The following is a 19,113-nucleotide window of genomic DNA, read 5'->3' as shown; positions in this document are numbered from 1 at the left end:
GCAGCCTGGCTCAGCCCCCGAGTACGACGTCCTTCGTCTCCTCGACTCCCGCCGTGCGACCCGGGCCCGTGTGGTACTTCCAGTACAGGTTCGTGTGGGCGATGACCTGGTCCGGCGGCGGCGCACCCCACTTGCTCAGGTCCGTCGTGGTGTGGGCGTCGCCGACGAGTGTCACGTCGTAGCCGCGTACGAACGCGCCGTGGATCGTGGAGCGGATGCACGCGTCGGTGGACGCGCCGGCCACCACCAGGCGTCCGACCCGGGCGGCTGCCAGCACCTCCTCCAGGGTGGTGTCGTCGAAGGAGTCGGGGTAGATCTTGTGGACCAGGGGTTCCTGCTCGCGGCGGGTCAGTTCGGGGACGTACTGCCAGGCGTCGCTGCCCTTCGTCACGTGCTCGTCGGAGTGCTGGACCCAGACGACCGGGACGTCTTCCTCGCGTGCCCTGTCGACGAGCGCGGCGATGTTCGCGACGACCGCGTCACGCTCGTACGCGTCGGCCACGACGGCGACCTGGACGTCGATCAGCAGGAGTGCGGTGTGGGGACGTTCTGCGAGTGTGGTCATGCCCAAACACGCTAGACCAGCCCACTGACATCGGCTCGGCCCGGCTCAGATCGGCTTGAAACTCGGCTCGACCGGCCCGATCTCCCCCCGCTCCGCCAGTTCCGCCAGGTCCTCCGGCTCCAGGAACTCCAGTTCCTCGGGATCGAGTCCGTGGTGCGGTTCCAGGTCCCGCAGTTGCTCGACGAAGTCGAGGACGAACGCGGTGAACGGTCCCTCGAAGACCTCCGGTTCCGGCCCGTGGCTGTGGGTGACGACCTTCCAGTGGTCCGGGTCCGGGTCGCAGGGCCAGAAGAAGTGTTCGTTGCCCGAGTGGTCGTAGCCCCAGGAGATCAGGCCGCCGGGTTCCGGGTGGAAGGGGAACGGGTGGAAGTCCGGGTTGCGGCTCCGGCTCTCGCCGAACGTCTCGTGGATCTTCCGCATCCTGTCCAGGAGCGGGCCGGCGCCCCGCGGGTGGAAGACCACCAGTTCGTCGCAGATCACGCCCGTGCCGTAGGTGTCGAGGAACGTCTTGAAGTCGGTGGGCAGTGGCGAGGCGACGTACGTCTCGATCTCGGTCCAGTCGTCGGGGGACGGGATCCTTGCCACGGTCGACGGGCCGAGCAGCCGTACCAGTTCGTCCAGTGCTGTCACGACCGTCACCCTGTCACCGACGCGATCTGCCGCGCCACCCGAACTCGGTGGCGCGGCAGATCAGTTGTCCGGTACCTCAGTGCCTCGCGGCAGCCGCCTCAGGCCCGGACCAACTCCCGGTCCTCATCGGGATCCGAGTCCTTGGCGTCGAGCTTGCGCAGGCCCTCGCCCTCGACGTCCACGTTGGGCAGTACCCGGTCCAGCCACTTCGGCAGCCACCACGCCCGCTTCCCGAGCAGGGCGAGCACCGCCGGGACGATCGCCATGCGGACCACGAACGCGTCGAAGAAGACGGCGATCGCGAGGCCGAAGCCGATCATCTTGACCATGGACTCACTGGAGGTGATGAAGCCCGAGAAGACGGCCATCATGATGACCGCCGCGGCGGTGACGACCCGGGCACCGTGCTTGAACCCGGTGACGACGGCCTGGCTCGGCTTCTCGCCATGGACGTACGCCTCGCGCATCCGGGTCACGAGGAACACCTCGTAGTCCATCGCGAGGCCGAAGACCACGCCCACCAGGAAGATCGGCATCATCGACATGATCGGACCGGTCTCGTCCACGCCGATCAGGCCCGACAGCCAGCCCCACTGGAAGACGGCGACGACGGCACCGAGCGAGGCGAGCACGCTGAGCAGGAAGCCGAGGGCCGCCTTCAGCGGGACCAGGATCGAGCGGAAGACCACGATCAGGAGGAGGAAGGCGAGGCCGACGACCAGGGCCAGGTACGGGAGCAGGGCGTCGTTGAGCTTCTGCGAGAAGTCGATGTTCATCGCCGTGGTGCCGGTGACCAGCACCTGCGCGTCCGTGTCGGCCTTGATGCCGGCGCCCTCGCCGCGGATGGTGTGCACCAGGTCCTCGGTGGTCACCGACGACGGCTTGGAGTCGGGCACGACGGTGATCGTCGCGGTGTCACCGGCCTTGTTGAACGCGGCCGGACTGACCGAGACCACGTCGTCGAGGGTCTTGATCTTGTCGGTCACCGTAGTAACGGCGGCCTTGGGGGCGTCGCTGTTCTTGGCGTCCACGACGATCATCAGCGGGCCGTTGAAGCCGGGGCCGAAGCCCTCCGCGAGGAGGTCGTAGGCCCGTCGCTGGGTGGTGGACGTCGGCTGTGAGCTGTCGTCGGGCAGACCCAGCTGGAGCTGGCTGGCCGGCAGCGCGATCGCGCCGAGGCCGAGCACGCTGAGGATCAGGACGGCGGCGGGACGCCGTACGACGAAGCTCGCCCAGCGGGTGCCCATGTTCGGCCTGGCCGCCTTGGCCGCTTCCTTGGCGCTGCCGCCGCCCAGCCACTTGGCCTTCTCGCCGGTGGGCTTGATCTTCCGGCCCGCGTAGCCGAGCAGCGCCGGGATCATGGTCAGCGCGATGAGTACCGCGACCACGACCGTGCCCGCCGCCGCGACGCCCATCTTGGTCAGCATCGGCACGTTGACGACCGCGAGACCGGCCAGCGCGATGACGACCGTGAGACCGGCGAAGACCACCGCCGAACCCGCGGTGCCGACGGCCCGGCCGGCCGCCTCCTCGCGTTCACGCCCCTCTGCCAATTCGGCCCGGTAGCGGGACACGATGAACAGCGCGTAGTCGATGCCGACGGCGAGGCCGATCATCAGCGCCAGCGTCGAGGTCGTCGATCCCAGGTCCAGCGCCTTCGCCAGGACCGTGATCGTCGAAACGCCGATCCCCACCCCGATGATCGCCGTCAGCAGCGGCAGGCCGGCCGAGACCAGCGAGCCCAGGGTGATGAGGAGGACGACGGCGGCCAGGGCGATACCGATGATCTCGCCGACGCCCATCTCCGCGGCGGCCTGGAGCGCGTCACCGCCGACGTCGACGGTCAGCCCGGTGGCCCGGGCCTCGGCCGCGGTCTCCTCCAGGGCGTCCTTGCTGGAGTCCTTGAGTTCCATGCCGGCGACGTCGTACTTCACCGAGGTGTACGCGACCGTCCCGTCCTTGCTCACGGCGTTCGTGGTGAACGGGTCGGTGACGGAGACGACTTCGGAGCCGTCGGCCAGCTCCTTCACCGTCTTCTCGACGGTCGCCTTGTTGGCGGCGTCGGTCATCTTCTCGCCGCTCGGCGCCTTGAAGACGACCCGCGCGGTGGCGCCGTCCGAACTGGAGCCGGGGAAGCGCTGGTCCAGCAGGTCGAAGGCCTTCTGGGCCTCGGTCCCGGGTATGGAGAAGGAGGTGGAGCCCGCGGCGGGCGCGTTGGCCGCGCCGACTCCCGCGAGGGTCAGCAGGGCGATCCAGATGAGGGCGACGAAGTGCCGTCGCCTGAAGGCGAGCCGGCCGACTTTGTAGAGCAACGTGGCCACGAGGGCGTACTCCCGGTCAGGTCGTGGGGTTCTTCGGGGCAGGGGTGATCAACCGGTTGGGGACACGGGTGATCGGCCCGACGACGTGAGCGGTTACGTCAGGTGGGCGCGCTGTGGGTTTTTCAGGTGGTGGGTACGGGTGCGCCCAGTGCGGGGAGCACCACGGCGTCGATGTACGACAGCAGGAAGGCCTGGGTGGGCGGCTGCTCGTCGATCATGGTGCGGGCGGCGAACCCGCCGATCATCATGTGCACGATGTACTCGATCGCCGGGTTGTCGGCACGGACCTCACCCCGGTCGATCGCCCGCTGGAGCATCGTCCGGAACTCCGCCATCTCGGGTTCGACGAGGTGTTCCCGGAACGCCTTGAGGAGGTCCGGGTTGCCGTGGATCGCCATGGCCAGGCCCCGCATGAGCGCGGAGTTCTGTTCCATCTCGCAGTCGTCCGACCGCATCGTGAGGGCGTGGAAGTCGCCCCTGAGCGAACCGGTGTCGACGGAGGAGGCCGAGGCGCCCGGCTTGTTGTGCCGCACCGCTTTGGCCACCAGCTCGGCCTTGCCGCCCCACTGGCGGTAGAGCGTCGCCTTGCTGGACTTGGTGCGGGCGGCCACGGCGTCCATGGTGAGGGCGTCGTAGCCGACTTCCCGGAGCAGGTCGAGCACGGCCGCGTACAGCTCGGCCTCGCGCTCGGGTGTGATGCGACTGCGACGCGCCGTTGCGACCTCAGTCATGCGACTCACCTTCCCAGCTCCGAACGACACGGTTTCGTACATGACGAATGTAGCGCACCTCCCTACGAAACGAAACCGTTTCGTACGTGTGTTGAGTCACCGGTTGGGTCACCGTCCGCGCCGCGCCGGTGATTTTTCACAAGTTGCTCGGGTCCGTCCCCCGGAAAAGCATAGGGAGGTGAGCTATCTGCGCCTGCCGCACCTCAGTGGCGACCTCCTGAGCTTCGTGGCCGAGGACGACCTCTGGCTGGCCCCTCTCGACGGCAGGGGCCGCGCCTGGCGGCTCACCGTCGACCGCACCAAGGTCGGCCACCCCCGCTTCTCCCCCGACGGCCGCCACCTCGCGTACACGACCTGGCGGAGCCTGGTCCCGGAGATCCACCTCGTCCCGGTCGACGGCGGACCCGGCCGCAGACTCACCTACTGGGGCAGCGCCGACACCCAGGTCTGCGGCTGGACACCCGAGGGCGACATCCTCGCCGTGGCCTCGCACGGGGAGCCGTTCTCCTATTTCACCTGGGCCCACAAGATCCCCACGGACGGCGGCCCCGGCGGCCGGCTCCCCTGGGGCCCGGTCTCCGACATCCAGCTCGCCGACATCGGCGGCGAACGCCAGACCCTCCTCCTCACCGGCACCCCACCCCACGAACCGGCCGCCTGGAAGCGCTACCGCGGCGGTGCCATGGGCCGCCTCTGGCTGCACGGCCGCCGCCTCCTCGCCGACCTCGAAGGCCACCTGCACTCCCCGATGTTCGTCGACGGCCGCATCGCCTTCCTCTCCGACCACGAGGGCATCGGCAACCTCTATTCCTGTTCCTACGACGGCTCCGACCTCCGCCGCCACACCGACCACGACGCCTTCTACGCCCGGCACGCGGCGAGCGACGGCACCCGGGTCGTGTACCAGTGCGCCGGTGACCTGTGGATCGTCGACGACCTGTCGGCGGGCTCGCTCCCGCGCAAACTGGACGTCCACCTGAGCGGCCCGCGCGCCGGCCGCCGTACCTACCAGGTCCCCGCCGCCCAGCACGTCGACGGCATCTCGGTCGACGAGACGGGCCGGGCGAGCGCCGTCGTCGTCCGCGGCAGCCTGTACTGGCTGACGCACCGCGACGGCCCCGCCCGCACCATCACCGACACCCCGGGCGTACGGGTCCGGCTCCCCGAGATGCTGGGCTCCGGCGGCCAACTCGCCTACGTCACGGACGCGGACGGCGAGGACGCGATCGAGATCGCCTACCTGCCCCGCGCCACCGGCGACCGCGAGCCCCGCCGGCTCGCCTCCGGCGAGGTGGGCCGCGTACTGGAGCTGGTGTCGGACACGGCGGGCGAGCGCCTCGCGATCGCCGCACACGACGGACGCCTCCTGTTGCTGGACGCCACCGAGGACTCCAACGGCGAGGTGACGGAGCTGATCTGCTCGATCAACGGCCCGGTACGGGACCTCGCCTTCTCCCCCGACGGCACCTGGCTGACCTGGTCCCACCCGGGCATCGGACGCTCGCTCCGCCAGATCAAGATGGCCCGTATCAAGGACCGTCTGATCGTCGACGTCACCAACGGCCGCTTCGAGGACGAGAATCCGGTCTTCACGAGGGACGGCCGCTACCTCGCCTTCCTCTCCTGGCGCGGCTTCGACCCGGTCTACGACGTCCACACCGGCGACCTGTCCTTCCCGCTCGGCTGCCGCCCCTACCTCGTCCCCCTCTCCTCGGCGACCCCCTCCCCCTTCGCTCTGAACCCGGAGGGCCGCCCGGCCGCCGGGGGCCTGGACCCGGCGGAGGACGAGAACGCGGACGGCGCGGTGACGGTGGAGGTGGAAGGACTGGAGAGCAGGGTCACCCCCTTCCCGGTCTCGGCCTCCAAGTACTCGGCGCTGTACCCGGTTTCGGGCGGCGGACTGGTCTGGCTGCGCTGGCCGATCTCGGGCGCGCTGGGCGAGACCTTCGCGAATCCGGACGACACGAGCGGCCGCCCGACCCTCGAGTACTTCAACATCAGCAAGGCGAAGAAGTCCGAACTCGTAGACCACCTCGACTGGTTCGCGGTGAGCGGCGACGGCTCACGACTGGTAGTGGTGGACGAGGACGAACTACGCGCAGTCCCTTCCACGGAGTCCGGCGACAGCGACTCGACGGTCTGGATCGACCTCCGCCGCATCCTCCACGAGGTCGACCCGCCCGCCGAGTGGCGCCAGTCGTACGAGGAGGCGGGCCGCCTGATCCGCGCGTACTACTGGGATCCGCAGATGTGCGGCATCGACTGGACCGGGGTCCTGGACCAGTACCGCCCGCTGGTCGAACGGGTCGCCTCCCCCGACGACTTCGCGGACCTACTCCGGGAAGTCCTGGGCGAGCTGGGCACGTCCCACGCCTACGTCACCCCGTCCCGCCGCAACGAGGGCCCGCCCCACTACCAGCGCCGCCAGGGCCTGCTGGGCGCCAACTTCGTGCGCAGGGAGGGCGGTTGGACGGTCGCCCGCATCCTCCCCGGCGAGTCCTCCGACTCCAAGGCCCGCTCCCCCCTGGCCGGCACGGGCATCCGAGAGGGCGCGATCCTGACCCACGTGGACGGCCGCCCGGTGGACGAACTGACAGGCCCGTACCCCCTGTTGGCAGGCGCGGGCGGCACAACGGTGGAGCTGACGTTCACCCCGGCGGAGGGAGAAGGCAGGGCCCGCCGAGTAGCAGTGGTCCCCCTGATCGACGAACGCCCCCTCCGCTACCAGGACTGGGTGGCCAAACGCCGGGCGGTCGTACGGGAGTTGAGCGGCGGCCACTGCGGCTACCTCCATATCCCCGACATGGGCGGCTCAGGCTGGGCCCAGTTCAACCGCGACCTGCGCCTGGAGGTGTCCCGCCCGGCCCTCATCGTGGATGTACGCGGCAACGCGGGCGGCCACATCAGCGAACTGGTCGTCGAGAAACTCACCCGCACGATCCTCGGCTGGGACCTGACCCGCAACGCCCAACCGGTGTCGTACGCCTCAAGTGCCCCCAGGGGCCCGGTAGTTGCGTTGGCAGACGAGGCAACATCGTCGGACGGCGACATGATCACAGCAGCCTTCAAACTCCTCAAACTCGGCCCGGTGGTAGGCCAACGCACCTGGGGCGGAGTGGTCGGCATGACCGGCCGCCACCAACTCGGCGACGGCACGGTCATCACGGTCCCCATGAACGCGGCCTGGTTCGACGCCTACGGCTGGTCGGTGGAAAACAGGGGCGTGACCCCGGACTTGGAAATCCTGCGAACACCGTTGGACTGGGCAGAGGGACGGCACGCGCAGTTGGACGACGCAATCAAGCTGGCGCTGGATCTGCTGGCCATCCACCCGGCGGCGACACCGCCCAACTACGCGGACGTCCCGGACCGCAGCAGACCAAAGTTGCCGCCACGTTCTTGAGAGGGCCCAGCTTCCCCACCTAGGGGCGCGGGGAACTGCGCGCCCAGCCCCCACCGGCCGTGCACCCAACAACGAAACGTGGGACGCCCCAAACACAGGGCGCCCCACGCAATCAGGCTCCGACTAAACGTCGTAGTCCTGATCCATCCGGTCCTCTTCACGCTGGACGCGCTCAGCCACCTCGTCCCGCTGAGCACCCCGCTCGGACACCTCGTCCTGACCCTGACCCTGGCCCATCTTGTCCTTGGCCTTGTCCGCGAGGTCCTTCGCCTTGTCCTGGAACTGGTCCTTCATACCCATGTGGGTTCACTCCCGTTGCGGGTGAGGGGATTGGCCCTCGATCGGGCCTCGACCAGATTCACACGCCAGCACAAAGCTCGCATTTCGATCAGCTACGCTCCGTAGCGCGAGCCTGCTCATCAGCCGCCCCACCCGCACCCACAAGCCCAGACCGCATCCCCTCCAGCCGAGAACCAAACCGCCGCATCTCCCGCTGCCCCACCGACCCGATAACCCCCGGCAGATACCCCCGCACCCCCTGCATCCCCCGCAACCACCACTGCCCGTACACATGACTCGACCGCCGCTCGATCCCCGCGACGATCCGGTCCACGGCCGGCCCCAGCGGATACGTCTTGTTCGCCGGCCACGGCAACCGCTGCCGCAACTCCCGCATGACCTCGTCCTGATCGGCCCCGCGCACCATGTCCGTGTCGGTCCACGACAGATACCCGACGCCGACCCGCACACCCTTGTAGCCGACCTCGGCGCGCAGGCTGTGCGCGTACGCCTCGACGCCGGCCTTGGACGCGCAGTACGCGGTCATCATCGGCGCGGGCGTGATCGCGGCCAGCGAGGCGATCTGCAGCAGATACCCCCGGCTCTCCATCAGCACCGGCAGAAACGCCCGCGCGGTCACGGCGGACCCGATCAGATTCACCTCGATCACGCGCCGCCACGCGACCGGGTCGGAGTCGAGGAAGGGCCCGCCGTTCGCGACACCCGCGTTGGCGACGACGATGTCGACCTTCCCGAACCGCTCCTTGACCTCACCAGCCACCCGAGCCATCGCCTCGTGGTCGGTGACGTCGGCGTACCAGTGGTCGCTGTCGGTGTGCAGCCGCTCGGAGACCTGCTTGAGCGCATCAGGCTCCAGCCCGACCAGCGCCACCTTGGCCCCGCGCGCGGAGAGCTTGCGCGCGAGCAGTTCACCGACACCCCGCGCCGCCCCGGTCACGACCGCGACCTGACCCTCCAGACTCACCTTGCCGCTCATGCGCCCTCCTTGACCTGATCGATCGGGCCGAACTCCATGTAGGTGGCGGTCAGTTCACGGATCTTCGCGCTGACCAGCTCCGGCGCCTCGACGGGTGTCATGTGCCCGAGCCCCGCCAACTCCGTGATCCCGACACACTGCGGCAGCGCGGCGACCAGCGCCCGCGCGTGCACCGGCGGCGTCAACCGGTCCGCCGTACCGACGACGACGGCCGTCGGCACCGCCAACTCCCTTACGCCGTGGTCGAGATCGAGCGTGTCGAGAACCCGCGACCACGCGTACCGCACCGCCCGCGGACACGCGTGCACGATCCGCGCGCACGCCTCGACCATGTGCGGCGCCGAACCGGGGCCCATCGTCCCGTACTTGAGGATCCGCCGCGCGGCCGGCGTGACCGGCCCGAGCGGCGCCCGCGTGCCGAGAACCTTCCGGGTCAGCCAGGTCCGCAGCCGCCCAGCCCGCAACGGCACGACGAGCGACTCGTCGACCAGCCGCGAACTCCCCGTACTGCACAGCAGAACGGCCACCGCGTGCTCCCGGAACCCCGCCCGCCCGGCAGCCGCCAGCACGGCCATCCCGCCCATGGAGTGCCCCACGACCACGGCCTTCTCCCCGGGCGCGAGAGCCTTCTCCAGTACGGCTTCCAGGTCGTCGGCGAGCGCGTCGGTACTGTGCGAGACGCTCACCGGACTGCGCCCGTGGCCCCGTTGGTCGTAGGCGATGACGCGGTGGTCGACCGACAGGTCCTTTGTCTGCGCGGCCCAGAAGGCCGTCGAGCAGGACCAGCCGTGCGCGAGGACGACGGCGGGCGCGTCCTCGGGCCCGTGCACCTCGACGTGCAGCCGGGAGCCGTCGGCCGAGGTGACGGTCAGTTCGCGGGCGGGGACGGGCGGGGCGTAGGGCCCGGTCGAGACATGCAGAAGACGACTCATGCGCTCGCCACCTCGGTCTCGGTCTCTATCTCGGTCTCTATCTCGGTCTCCGTCTCGGTCTCCGTCTCGGCCTTCTTCTTGGCCCGCGCTCGCACGACCTCGTACTCCGAGAGGTCCACGCGCCGGGTGGCCTTGCGGAACTCGGTCGTCGTACCGGGCCAGATCGTGGTGTTGCGGCCACTCGCGTCGAGGTACCAGCTGGTGCAGCCACCGGTGTTCCACACGGTCCGCGTCATCCGTTCCTGCACGCGCCGGTTCCAGGAACTCACCGCGCCGGGCCGGGCGTCGAGGGCGACACGGCCGCCGAGCACGTCCAACTGCCGTACGAAGTCCGCCATGTAGTTCAGCTGGGACTCGATCATGAGGATCATGGAGGAGGTCCCGAGGCCGGTGTTGGGCCCGACGATGGTCATCCAGTTCGGGAAGCCGGCCGCGGACGCGCCCCGCAGGGCCTGCATACCGCCCTGCCACGCCTCGGCGAGCAACCGCCCGTCCACGCCGACGACCCGCTCGGTGATCGGCATGTCCGTGACGTGGAAACCCGTACCGAAGACGATCGCGTCGACCTCGGCGGAAGTCCCGTCGGCGGCGACGACCGTCGAACCGCGGATCTCGCTCAACCCGCTCGCCACGACGTCGACATTGGGCTGAGCGAGCGCCGGATAGTAGGCACTCGACAGCAGGATGCGCTTGCAGCCGATGCGGTAGTCGGGGGTGAGTTTGGCGCGCAGGGCCGGGTCCTTGATGGAGCGGGCCATGTTCCGCTTGGCCAACTGCTCCACCAGGACAAGCTCGTTGGGCCGCTTGGTGAACGCCTGGGTCTGCAACTCCCTTATGCCCCACAGGAGTCCGCGCCGGGCCTTGGTGGTGAAGGGCAGCGCGCGGTGCAGGGCGCGTTCGGCGCCGCTGATGGGGCGGTCGACGCGCGGCATCACCCAGGGCGGGGTCCGCTGGAAGAGGGTGAGGCGTTCCACCTCGGGCTGGATCGACGGCACGATCTGGATCGCGGAGGCGCCGGTGCCGACCACGGCGACGCGCTTGCCGCGCAGGTCGTAGTCGTGGTCCCAGCGGGCGGAGTGGAAGACCTCGCCGGGGAAGGAGTCGAGCCCCGGGACGTCCGGGATCTTGGGGTCGGAGAGCGGCCCGGTGGCGGAGACGACGAGGTCGGCCGAGTACGAACCGCCGGTAGTCTCGATGTCCCACCGCAGCCGCTCCGCGTCCCAAGTCATCATCTTGACCTCGGAGTTGAAGCGGATGTGCGACCGGAGCCGGAAGACGTCGGCGACGTTCTCCAGATACGCGCGGATGTGCTCCTGCCCGGAGAAGGTGCGCGGCCAGTCGGCGTTCGGCGCGAAGGAGAACGAGTACAGATGGGACGGTACGTCGCAGGCGCACCCGGGATAGCTGTTGTCCCGCCAGGTCCCGCCCACGCTGTCGGAGCGCTCCAGGACGACGAAGTCGGTGACGCCCTCGCGCCGCAATCGCACCGCGGCCCCCAGCCCCCCGAACCCGGACCCGATCACCGCCACCCGCACATGCTCGTGTTCGGTCATCCCGTGCCCTTCCATACGACCATGCGACCACGCCAGTGAACACTGGCGCAATCGGAGGGTAGAGCAGCTCCGTACTCATGGGTAGGGGGCGGGACGAGGAAAGTTACCGAGGGTACGACGTAAGGTGCGGGCGTGGCGGAGAAGGCAGAACAGGCGGAGAAGCGCGAGTACCGCATGGAGGAACTGGCCGAGCAGGCCGGCATCACGCTGCGCACCCTGCGCTTCTACCGCGAACGCAAACTCATCCAGCCGCCCCGCCGCGAGGGCCGTATCGCCTGGTACGACGAGACCCACCTGGCCCGTCTGCGCACGATCTCGGCGCTGCTGGAGCGCGGCCACACCCTCAACGGCATCGCGGAACTGGCGGAGGCCTTCGACCACGGCCGCAACGTGGGCGAGCTGCTGGGGCTGGGCGCGCCGACCGAGGAGACGCCGGTCCGGCTCACCCCGGAGGCCCTCGCCGACTACTTCGGCGACCAGGCCACCCCGGAGAACTTCGCCGCCTCACTCGAACTCGGCTACCTCGGCACCGACGGCGGCGAGATCGTCCACATCAGCCGCCGCCTCCTCGACGTCACGGCCGCACTGGTCCGCGAGGGCATCCCCCTGGCCGACGTCCTCAGCGCGGGGCGCCGGGTGCGCGAACACACGGAGTCCCTCGCGGACCTCTTCACCGACCTGGTGCTGGCACAGGGCGGCCGCACGCCGGAGGACCTGCAGCGACTGCGACCGCTGGCGAAGAGCGTCGTGGAGGCGGAGCTGTCGCTGGCGATGGACCGGCGGATACAACAGGACGGCCAAGCCCCCCAGCGGTCGTAGACCACCGCCATGGGACCTCGGACCATGGGACCTCAGAGGTCGTAGACCACCGTCACGGGCGCATGGTCCGACCACCGCTCGTCATGCGTCGCCGCCCGCTCGACGTACCCCTTGACCGCCTTGGCGGCGAGGCCGGGTGTCGTCACGTGATAGTCGATGCGCCAGCCGGTGTCGTTGTCGAACGCCCGCCCCCGGTACGACCACCACGAGTACGGCCCCTCCACGTCCGGATGCAGGGCCCGTACGACGTCGACGTACGCCCCGTCCTCCGCGTCGAAGACCCGGCTCAGCCACGCGCGCTCCTCTGGCAGGAACCCGGAGCTCTTCTGGTTGCCGCGCCAGTTCTTGAGGTCGGCCGGCTGGTGGGCGATGTTCCAGTCGCCGCAGACGACGACCTCGCGACCGTCGGCGGCGGCCCGCGTGCGCAGGTCCTTCAGATAGGTGAGGAACTCGTCCATGAAGCGGACCTTCTCGTCCTGCCGCTCGGTGCCGACCTCGCCGGAGGGCAGGTAGAGGCTCGCGACCGTGACACCGGGGAGGTCGGCCTCGACGTACCGGCCGCTCCCGTCGAACTCGGCCGACCCGAAGCCGACCTGGACGCGGTCCGGCTCGCGGCGGGTGTAGAGGGAGACGCCCGCGCGCCCCTTGGCGGCGGCCGGCGCGTGCACGACATGCCAGCCGTCGGGAGCGCGGACGTGCTCCGGCAGCTGCTGCGGCTCGGCTCGCACCTCCTGGAGGCAGAGCACATCGGCGGAGGTCCCGGCGAGCCACTCCACGAAGCCCTTCTTCGCGGCGGCCCGCAGTCCGTTCACATTGGCAGAGGTCACAGTGAGCACTCCGGCACGATACCGGCACACTGGACAGAGTCCGGAGACCCCCTCACGAGTAGGCATACGATTTTCAGCATGAATATACGTCCCGTTCCTTTCGACCACCCCGACGCCGTGAAGCTGAACGACCAGGTCCAGGCGGAGTATCACGTCCGCTACGGCGACGGCGGCGACGCCACGACCCTGGAACCCTCGGACTTCGACCCCCCGAACGGCGTCTACCTGATCGCGTACGACGACAACGACGACCCCGTCGCCACCGGCGGCTGGCGCGCCCAGGACGCGAACGGCGAGGGCAACGAGGACGGCGACGCCGAACTCAAGCGCATGTACGTGATCGAGCAGGCGCGCGGCCTGGGCCTGGCCCGCTGCATGCTGGCCACCTTGGAGGACGACGCCCGCGCGGCCGGCCGTACCCGCATGGTCCTGGAGACCGGCACCAAGCAGCCGGAGGCCATCGCCCTCTACACGTCCAGCGGCTACGAGCCCTGCGTGAAGTTCGGCTACTACCGCTTCCACCAGGACAGCCGGTGCTTCGCGAAGACACTGTGACCTCTTCGATCCTGCCCGGCGGTCAACTCCTCAGGTAGGCGAGCACGGCCAGCACCCTGCGGTGCACGTCGTCCGCGGGCGGCAGATCCAGCTTGGCGAGGATGCTGCCTATGTGCTTGCCGACGGCGGCCTCGGTGACCACCAGCTCGCGGGCTATCGCGCCGTTGGACCGCCCCTGCGCGACCAGCCCGAGCACCTCCCGCTCACGCGGGGTCAGCCGCGCCAGCGGATCCCGGCGCCGGCGCAGCAACTGCCGTACGACTTCCGGGTCCACGACGGTGCCCCCGGCCGCGACCTCGCAGAGCGCGTCCACGAACTCCTCGACCTGGCCGACCCGGTCCTTGAGGAGATAGCCGACGCCGGTCCCGTCACCGGAGTCGAGGAGCTCGGCCGCGTAGGTCCGCTGCACGTACTGGCTGAGCACGAGCACCGGCAGCGCGGGCCGCTCCGCGCGCAGCCGGACCGCCGCGTGCAGTCCCTCGTCCTGGAATCCCGGCGGCATCCGCACGTCCGTCACCACGATGTCGGGCGCGTGCTCGGCGACCGCGTCCACCAGCGCGTCCGCGTCCCCGACCGCGGCCACCACCTTGTGCCCGAACCGGGTGAGCAGCGCGACGATCCCGTCCCGCAGCAGCACACTGTCCTCGGCCAGCACGACGCGCAACGCCTGCTCGCGCTCCAGCTGCCGGTCCATCAGTCCCCCCGTCTCCCCGAGCCCTTCTCGCCCTCACCCGAACCGCTTCCGTCGGCCCACGCACCGCACGGAATGTCCACCCGCAGAACCGTCGGACCCCCCACCGGGCTCGACACGGAAAGTCTCCCATCCAGCACTGACAATCGGTCCCCGAGCCCGGTCAGGCCGCTCCCCCGCCCGGCGTCCGCGCCCCCGCACCCGTCGTCCCGCACCTCCAACACCAGCCGCCCGTCCCGGTGTCCGCCCCGCACCCTCGCCCGCGCGGCTCCGCTGTGCCGGTCGACGTTGGCGAGGGCCTCGCAGACGACGAAGTAGGCGGTGGCCTCGACGGCCGGCGGAAGCCGCCCGGGCAGCTCCAGTTCGAGATCCACGGGCACGGCACTGCGGTCGGCCGCGTCCGCGACGGCGGCTTCGAGGCCGTAGTCCACGAGTACTTGGGGGTGGATGCCGTGGATCAGCTCGCGCAGCTCGGCGAGTGCCCGCCCGGCCTCGTCGTGGGCCTTGGCGAGCTGGTCGGCGAGGGGGCCGGGCGGGGCGTCGAGGCGGGCCAGACCGAGCGTCACGGTGAGGGCGACGAGCCGCTGTTGGGCGCCGTCGTGCAGGTCGCGCTCGATCCGCCGCCGCTCGGCCTCGAAGGCGTCCACCAACCGCCCCCGGGACCGGGCCAGTTCGACGACCCGCCGCCCCAAGTCCCGTTCCCCGGCCGCCAGCAGAAGCCGAGCCGACTCGACCCGGACCCCGGCCACGACCCCGAGGGCGTACAGCCCTGGCCCCAACAGCACGAGCCCGAGCAGGGCGACCCCGACGGCGGACGGCCAACTCGTCACCGTCCACACCTTGAGCACCTTCACCTCACCGTCACCCATCAGCGCGGGTGTCCCCAGCAGAGCCAACGGCACACCGACCCCGAGGACGACCGCGAGCGCGTCGAGCGGCCACAGCACCAGCGCGAACAACAGGGTGTACGCCAACTCCCGCCAGGTCGCCTGCTCCCGCAGCCGTGTCGTCAGCCAGCCGCGCAACCCCGGTTCGTCCGGCATCCGGTGCGGCCCGGGCACCGGCTCCCGGTCGACGAGCCGCATCCGGTACCGCTCGGCCACGGCGACGGGTATCCCGGCGAGCGCGGTGAGCACGAGCAGCGGTATCCCCACAAGCACGACGGCCAGCACACTCCCGCCGACCACCCCGGCCACCATCACCACCAGCACGAGGACCCCGGCCACCGCCCCGCTCCCGAGATACAGCACGGCTCGCCAGGGCCACACGGAACAGAGGAAGTGGGGCCGCGCCAGGGCCTGCCAGACGGTACGCATGCGGATCACCGTAGAAGGAGGGGTGGTTACGGGGACATGGGTGCAGGGGGTGGGGTGAAGGTAGGGCCTGCCATACCTGAGACGCCGTCGAACACAAAGATCCCGCCCGATCTGAAGATCGGACGGGATCTCGTTGCTGTGTGGACCTGTGGGGATTTGAACCCCAGACCCCCTCGATGCGAACGAGGTGCGCTACCAGACTGCGCCACAGGCCCTTGCAACGAGTGAAACTCTAGCATCCCCCTCAGGGTGCTTGGAAATCCGTTCCTTGCCTGGTCACTCGTTGGCCGCGCGGGGCCGCTCGCCGTCCTCGTACTGGTCGAACAGCGGCGTGCGGCCGCGCTCGCGGGCGCGTCGGGCGGAGGCGGCGCGACGGGCGTCGGTGCGGCCGTCCGCCGCCGGTTTGTCGTCCGACGGGTCCTCCGCGTCCTCGTCCCGGGCGTCGTGGGCGTCCCGCGCGGCGGGCTGCGCCTCCTGCTCCGGTGCCACGGAACTGGAGCGGGCCGAGCTCCACGCGTCGGGTGCCCCGAGGTCCACGTCGGACGTGGCGCGCGGTGCGACGGGCGCGGTGACGTACGTCGGCAGCGGTACCGGTACCGGGTCCCAGCTGTCGCCCTGGCCCGGCCGGCGCTGCCGCTCGCGCTGCTGGTCGACCCACTCGGCGTGGTCGGTCTGTTCGACGAGGGCGCGGCGGTCGGCGGCGAGCGCGGACATCCCGGGGTCCGTCGCCGGTTCCGGGCCCTCCTCGGCGTCGTCGATCCCGGCGTCCACGGAGGCGCGCCGGCGCGGCTGGCGTTCCCGCAGTCGCTGCGCGGCGACCTCGGCCTGGCGCCGGTCCATCTGGTAGGCGAAGCGGCGGCGTTCCTGGGAGCGCAGGTAGGCGATGTATCCGCTGAGCAGTATCGCCGGTACGCCGGGCGCCCACAGGAGGGTCAGTCCGCCGACCGCCGCGACGATCGCGCCGAGCGTGAAGGCGAGGAAGAGCATCACGGTGGTACGTCTGCGGCGTGCGAGCACCTTCACGCGCCGGGCGCGCGCCGCGGCGGCCTCCTCGGCGGGGGTGCGGCGCGGGATCGGGACGCGCTTGCGCGAACGCGCGGGCGCCGGGCCGGACTTGGCCGCCTGGGCGGTGGCCTGTTGGGGTGCCGGTTTGGTCGCCTGGTCGCGGGCTTGGTCGCGCGCCGGTTCGCGAACCGGCTCACGCGCGGATTCGCGCGCCGACTCGCGGGCCGCCTGCCGGTCCGGTTCCCGTGCCATTTCCGGCCGGTCCGGGCTCTGCTGACGGACCGGGGCGTGCACCTGGGGACGGGCCGGGGGCATGGCGAAGGCCCGGACGTCCACCGAGTCGGTGACGACGTCCGGCACGACGGCGCTGGACTCCCCCTCCTCGGCGGAGCGCGCCCGCAGGTCCTTGGCGTACCGGCGCTCCATTCCCGCCCGTCCGGACAGCAGCCGGATGGCGGTGCTGAAGCGTTCCGTCGGACGGGCCTCGTTCAGCTCGTCCTGCCTACGGAGCCACATCGGCACCAAGTAGGCGGCCCAGGCCCCGACAATGACTGCGTAGATGAGGCCGCTGCTGCTCACGCCTCACACGGTAGAGGGGTTTGCGTGAGGCCATCTGCCAATTGGGCCGGTGTGTCGCACGATCTGGCTGATATTTCGAGCTTTTTTTGTGACCGATGCGATCAACAGGCCGCCGAGTTGGCGAATTCATTGCCCCAAGACGGTCATCCGTCGATCACTTTCGAACACTTATTCCATTTCCGGGCTGCGGGACTTCTCTGCCTCCGGGCTACGCGGGATTGTCGTGCGGGGTGCTCCGCGAGCGTGCCCGCTGCCACCGGGCCAGCAGCCCCTCGGGCACCTCTTCCGCGGTGAGCGCGAAGACGAGGTGGTCGCGCCAGGCGCCGTCGATGTGGAGATAACGGGGCCTGAGCCCCTCCTCACGGAATCCGAGTTTCTCGACGACCCGACGGCTGGGGCCGTTCTCCGGGCGAATGCAGACCTCGATGCGGTGCAGTCCCACGGCACGGAAACAGTGGTCGACGACGAGTGCCACGGATGTCGGCATCACTCCGCGCCCGGCCACCGACTCGTCCACCCAGTAACCGATGTGCCCCGAGCACATCGAGCCCCAGGTGATGCCGGCGACCGTCAACTGCCCGACCAGGCGCCCCTGGTATTCGATGACGAACGGCAGCATCCGGCCCGAGTTCGCCTCGGAGCGCAGATGCCGGACCATCTGCCGGTAGGTCGGCCGGTGGGCGATCGGCCCGCTGGGCGTGGGCGGCGGAATCGTCGCCTCCCAGGGGCGCAGCCAGTCCCGGTTGCGTCGGTTGACCTCGCGCCAGGGCCGCTGGTCGCGGAGTTTTATCGGCCTCAGGACGATGTCGCCGTCCGCCAGCACGGCGGGCCAGGATGGGCTGTTCAGCTCGCACCCCCACTGGTGTCGGCGGGTCTGGGGTGATCGCCGCCTCGGATCTGGTCGACGGCGTGCGCCAGCAGGGGTTCCAGGACGGCGAGGCCGTCCTTCACCCCGCCGGTGGAACCCGGCAGGTTGACGATCAGAGTACGCGCGGCGACTCCGGCCAGGCCCCGGGAAAGAGCCGCGGTCGGCACCTTCTCCCGGCCGAAGGCCCGGATGGCCTCGGCGATGCCCGGCACTTCGTAGTCGATCACCGCGCGGGTCGCCTCGGGGGTGCGGTCGGTGGGCGAGACGCCGGTGCCGCCGGTGGTGACGACGGCGTCGTAACCGGCTGCTACGGCGGCCCGCAGGGCGGCCTCGACCGGGTCGCCGTCGGGGACCACTTGCGGTCCCTCGACCGCGAAGCCGAAGCCCTTGAGGCCGGCGGCGATCAACGGGCCACCCCTGTCCTCGTAGACCCCGGTGGCCGCCCGGTTGGAGGCGGTGACCACCAGCGCGCGGTACGGCGCGGGCGGCACGCCGCCGGCCGTATCGTCGGGCGTCATGTCCGGCTCCAGTCGCCCGACTTGCCGCCCGTCTTCTCCTCCACGCGCACGTCCGTGATGACCGCTCCCTTGTCGACCGCCTTGACCATGTCGATCACGGTGAGCGCGGCGACGGAGACCGCGGTGAGCGCCTCCATCTCGACGCCCGTGCGGTCCGTCGTCTTCACGGTGGCCCGGATCCGTACGGAGTCGTCCGCGACCGACAGATCCAGTTTCACACCCGACACCGACAACGGGTGGCAGAGCGGGATCAGGTCCGGGGTGCGTTTGGCGCCCATGATCCCCGCGATACGCGCGGTGGCCAGGGCGTCGCCCTTGGGGACGCCTTCACCCCGCAGCAGCTCGACCACGCGGGGCGAGACGAGGACGCGTCCGCTGGCGGTGGCGGTGCGCGCGGTCACGTCCTTGCCGGACACGTCGACCATCCGGGCGGCGCCCGCGTCGTCGATGTGCGTGAGTCGGTCTTGCGCAGGGGGTCCGGGGGTTTCCCCCCGGAAAGGCTCAGTCATGCTGTGTGGCGCTCC

General features: G+C 70.3%; 18 protein-coding genes and 1 tRNA gene. 3 read left to right on the top strand and 16 right to left on the bottom strand.

Translation table 11 applies throughout. From position 1 onward, the window contains the following. Positions 1-10 precede the first annotated feature (10 nt). The 4 genes from OO70_RS43450 to OO70_RS43435 form a co-directional block, all read right to left on the bottom strand. Positions 11-565 carry an isochorismatase family protein gene (locus OO70_RS43450; RefSeq protein ID WP_043684763.1) on the bottom strand — a complete coding sequence of 185 codons (555 nt, stop codon included), beginning with the start codon at positions 563-565 and terminating at the stop codon, positions 11-13. A gap of 45 nt (positions 566-610) precedes the next feature. Next, a complete protein-coding gene (locus tag OO70_RS43445; protein WP_043684997.1) occupies positions 611-1,195 on the bottom strand; it encodes a hypothetical protein in 585 nt (194 codons plus the stop codon). Positions 1,196-1,293: 98 nt separating this feature from the next. Then, on the bottom strand, positions 1,294-3,516 hold the full coding sequence (locus OO70_RS43440) for an MMPL family transporter (RefSeq protein ID WP_043684760.1): 2,223 nt from the start codon (positions 3,514-3,516) through the stop codon (positions 1,294-1,296). 122 nt (positions 3,517-3,638) lie between these two features. Then, positions 3,639-4,247, bottom strand: a complete 609-nt coding sequence (locus tag OO70_RS43435) for a TetR/AcrR family transcriptional regulator (protein ID WP_043684757.1) — start codon at positions 4,245-4,247, stop codon at positions 3,639-3,641. A gap of 178 nt (positions 4,248-4,425) precedes the next feature. On the opposite strand from OO70_RS43435, the gene OO70_RS43430 reads away from it, so the two are divergent. After that, positions 4,426-7,650, top strand: a complete 3,225-nt coding sequence (locus OO70_RS43430; RefSeq protein WP_043684754.1) for a S41 family peptidase — start codon at positions 4,426-4,428, stop codon at positions 7,648-7,650. A 123-nt stretch (positions 7,651-7,773) separates the two neighbouring features. Here OO70_RS43430 and OO70_RS55580 read toward each other — a convergent pair whose 3' ends face one another. From OO70_RS55580 to OO70_RS43415, 4 genes are all read right to left on the bottom strand, one after another. Further along, positions 7,774-7,950, bottom strand: coding sequence for a hypothetical protein (locus OO70_RS55580; protein WP_199827517.1), 177 nt, complete (start codon positions 7,948-7,950; stop codon positions 7,774-7,776). Between the two features lie 88 nt (positions 7,951-8,038). Further along, positions 8,039-8,926: an SDR family oxidoreductase gene (locus OO70_RS43425; RefSeq protein WP_043684751.1), complete on the bottom strand. Its 888-nt coding sequence runs from the start codon at positions 8,924-8,926 to the stop codon at positions 8,039-8,041. After that, on the bottom strand, positions 8,923-9,858 hold the full coding sequence (locus OO70_RS43420) for an alpha/beta fold hydrolase (protein ID WP_043684748.1): 936 nt from the start codon (positions 9,856-9,858) through the stop codon (positions 8,923-8,925). Before OO70_RS43420 ends, OO70_RS43425 begins: the two co-directional genes overlap by 4 nt. After that, entirely contained in the window at positions 9,855-11,411 is a 1,557-nt protein-coding gene (locus tag OO70_RS43415) for a flavin-containing monooxygenase (RefSeq protein WP_043684745.1), read from the bottom strand. Before OO70_RS43415 ends, OO70_RS43420 begins: the two co-directional genes overlap by 4 nt. A 174-nt stretch (positions 11,412-11,585) precedes the next feature. Between OO70_RS43415 and OO70_RS43410 the strand changes: the two genes are divergently transcribed. Further along, positions 11,586-12,230, top strand: a complete 645-nt coding sequence (locus tag OO70_RS43410) for a MerR family transcriptional regulator (protein WP_043684993.1) — start codon at positions 11,586-11,588, stop codon at positions 12,228-12,230. A gap of 32 nt (positions 12,231-12,262) precedes the next feature. On the opposite strand, the gene OO70_RS43405 is transcribed toward OO70_RS43410, so the two are convergent. Continuing rightward, positions 12,263-13,066 carry an exodeoxyribonuclease III gene (locus tag OO70_RS43405; protein ID WP_043684742.1) on the bottom strand — a complete coding sequence of 268 codons (804 nt, stop codon included), beginning with the start codon at positions 13,064-13,066 and terminating at the stop codon, positions 12,263-12,265. A 69-nt stretch (positions 13,067-13,135) separates the two neighbouring features. On the opposite strand from OO70_RS43405, the gene OO70_RS43400 reads away from it, so the two are divergent. Continuing rightward, entirely contained in the window at positions 13,136-13,612 is a 477-nt protein-coding gene (locus OO70_RS43400; protein ID WP_043684739.1) for a GNAT family N-acetyltransferase, read from the top strand. A gap of 22 nt (positions 13,613-13,634) precedes the next feature. Here OO70_RS43400 and OO70_RS43395 read toward each other — a convergent pair whose 3' ends face one another. The 7 genes from OO70_RS43395 to moaC form a co-directional block, all read right to left on the bottom strand. Then, complete coding sequence (locus tag OO70_RS43395; RefSeq protein ID WP_043684736.1) at positions 13,635-14,306, bottom strand: response regulator transcription factor; 672 nt, start codon at positions 14,304-14,306, stop codon at positions 13,635-13,637. After that, positions 14,306-15,619, bottom strand: a complete 1,314-nt coding sequence (locus tag OO70_RS43390; protein WP_106971875.1) for a sensor histidine kinase — start codon at positions 15,617-15,619, stop codon at positions 14,306-14,308. The genes OO70_RS43395 and OO70_RS43390 overlap by 1 nt, the downstream gene beginning before the upstream one ends. Positions 15,620-15,760: 141 nt before the next feature. Further along, positions 15,761-15,834, bottom strand: a tRNA-Ala gene (locus tag OO70_RS43385). A 61-nt stretch (positions 15,835-15,895) separates the two neighbouring features. Beyond that, complete coding sequence (gene sepX / locus OO70_RS43380; protein ID WP_043684733.1) at positions 15,896-17,203, bottom strand: divisome protein SepX/GlpR; 1,308 nt, start codon at positions 17,201-17,203, stop codon at positions 15,896-15,898. 208 nt (positions 17,204-17,411) lie between these two features. Continuing rightward, positions 17,412-18,026, bottom strand: a complete 615-nt coding sequence (locus OO70_RS43375) for a GNAT family N-acetyltransferase (protein WP_043684730.1) — start codon at positions 18,024-18,026, stop codon at positions 17,412-17,414. A gap of 20 nt (positions 18,027-18,046) precedes the next feature. Next, positions 18,047-18,589 carry a MogA/MoaB family molybdenum cofactor biosynthesis protein gene (locus OO70_RS43370; protein WP_051742173.1) on the bottom strand — a complete coding sequence of 181 codons (543 nt, stop codon included), beginning with the start codon at positions 18,587-18,589 and terminating at the stop codon, positions 18,047-18,049. Then, positions 18,586-19,098, bottom strand: coding sequence for a cyclic pyranopterin monophosphate synthase MoaC (gene moaC / locus OO70_RS43365; RefSeq protein WP_051742171.1), 513 nt, complete (start codon positions 19,096-19,098; stop codon positions 18,586-18,588). Before moaC ends, OO70_RS43370 begins: the two co-directional genes overlap by 4 nt. Between the last annotated feature and the right edge of the window lie 15 nt (positions 19,099-19,113).

Origin of the sequence: Streptomyces xylophagus, assembly GCF_000716435.1 — a bacterium.
Classification (GTDB): Bacteria; Actinomycetota; Actinomycetes; order Streptomycetales; family Streptomycetaceae; genus Streptomyces; species Streptomyces xylophagus.
The sequence above is the reverse complement of the archived record's forward strand: the minus strand, read 5'-3'. Positions and strand labels throughout refer to the sequence as shown.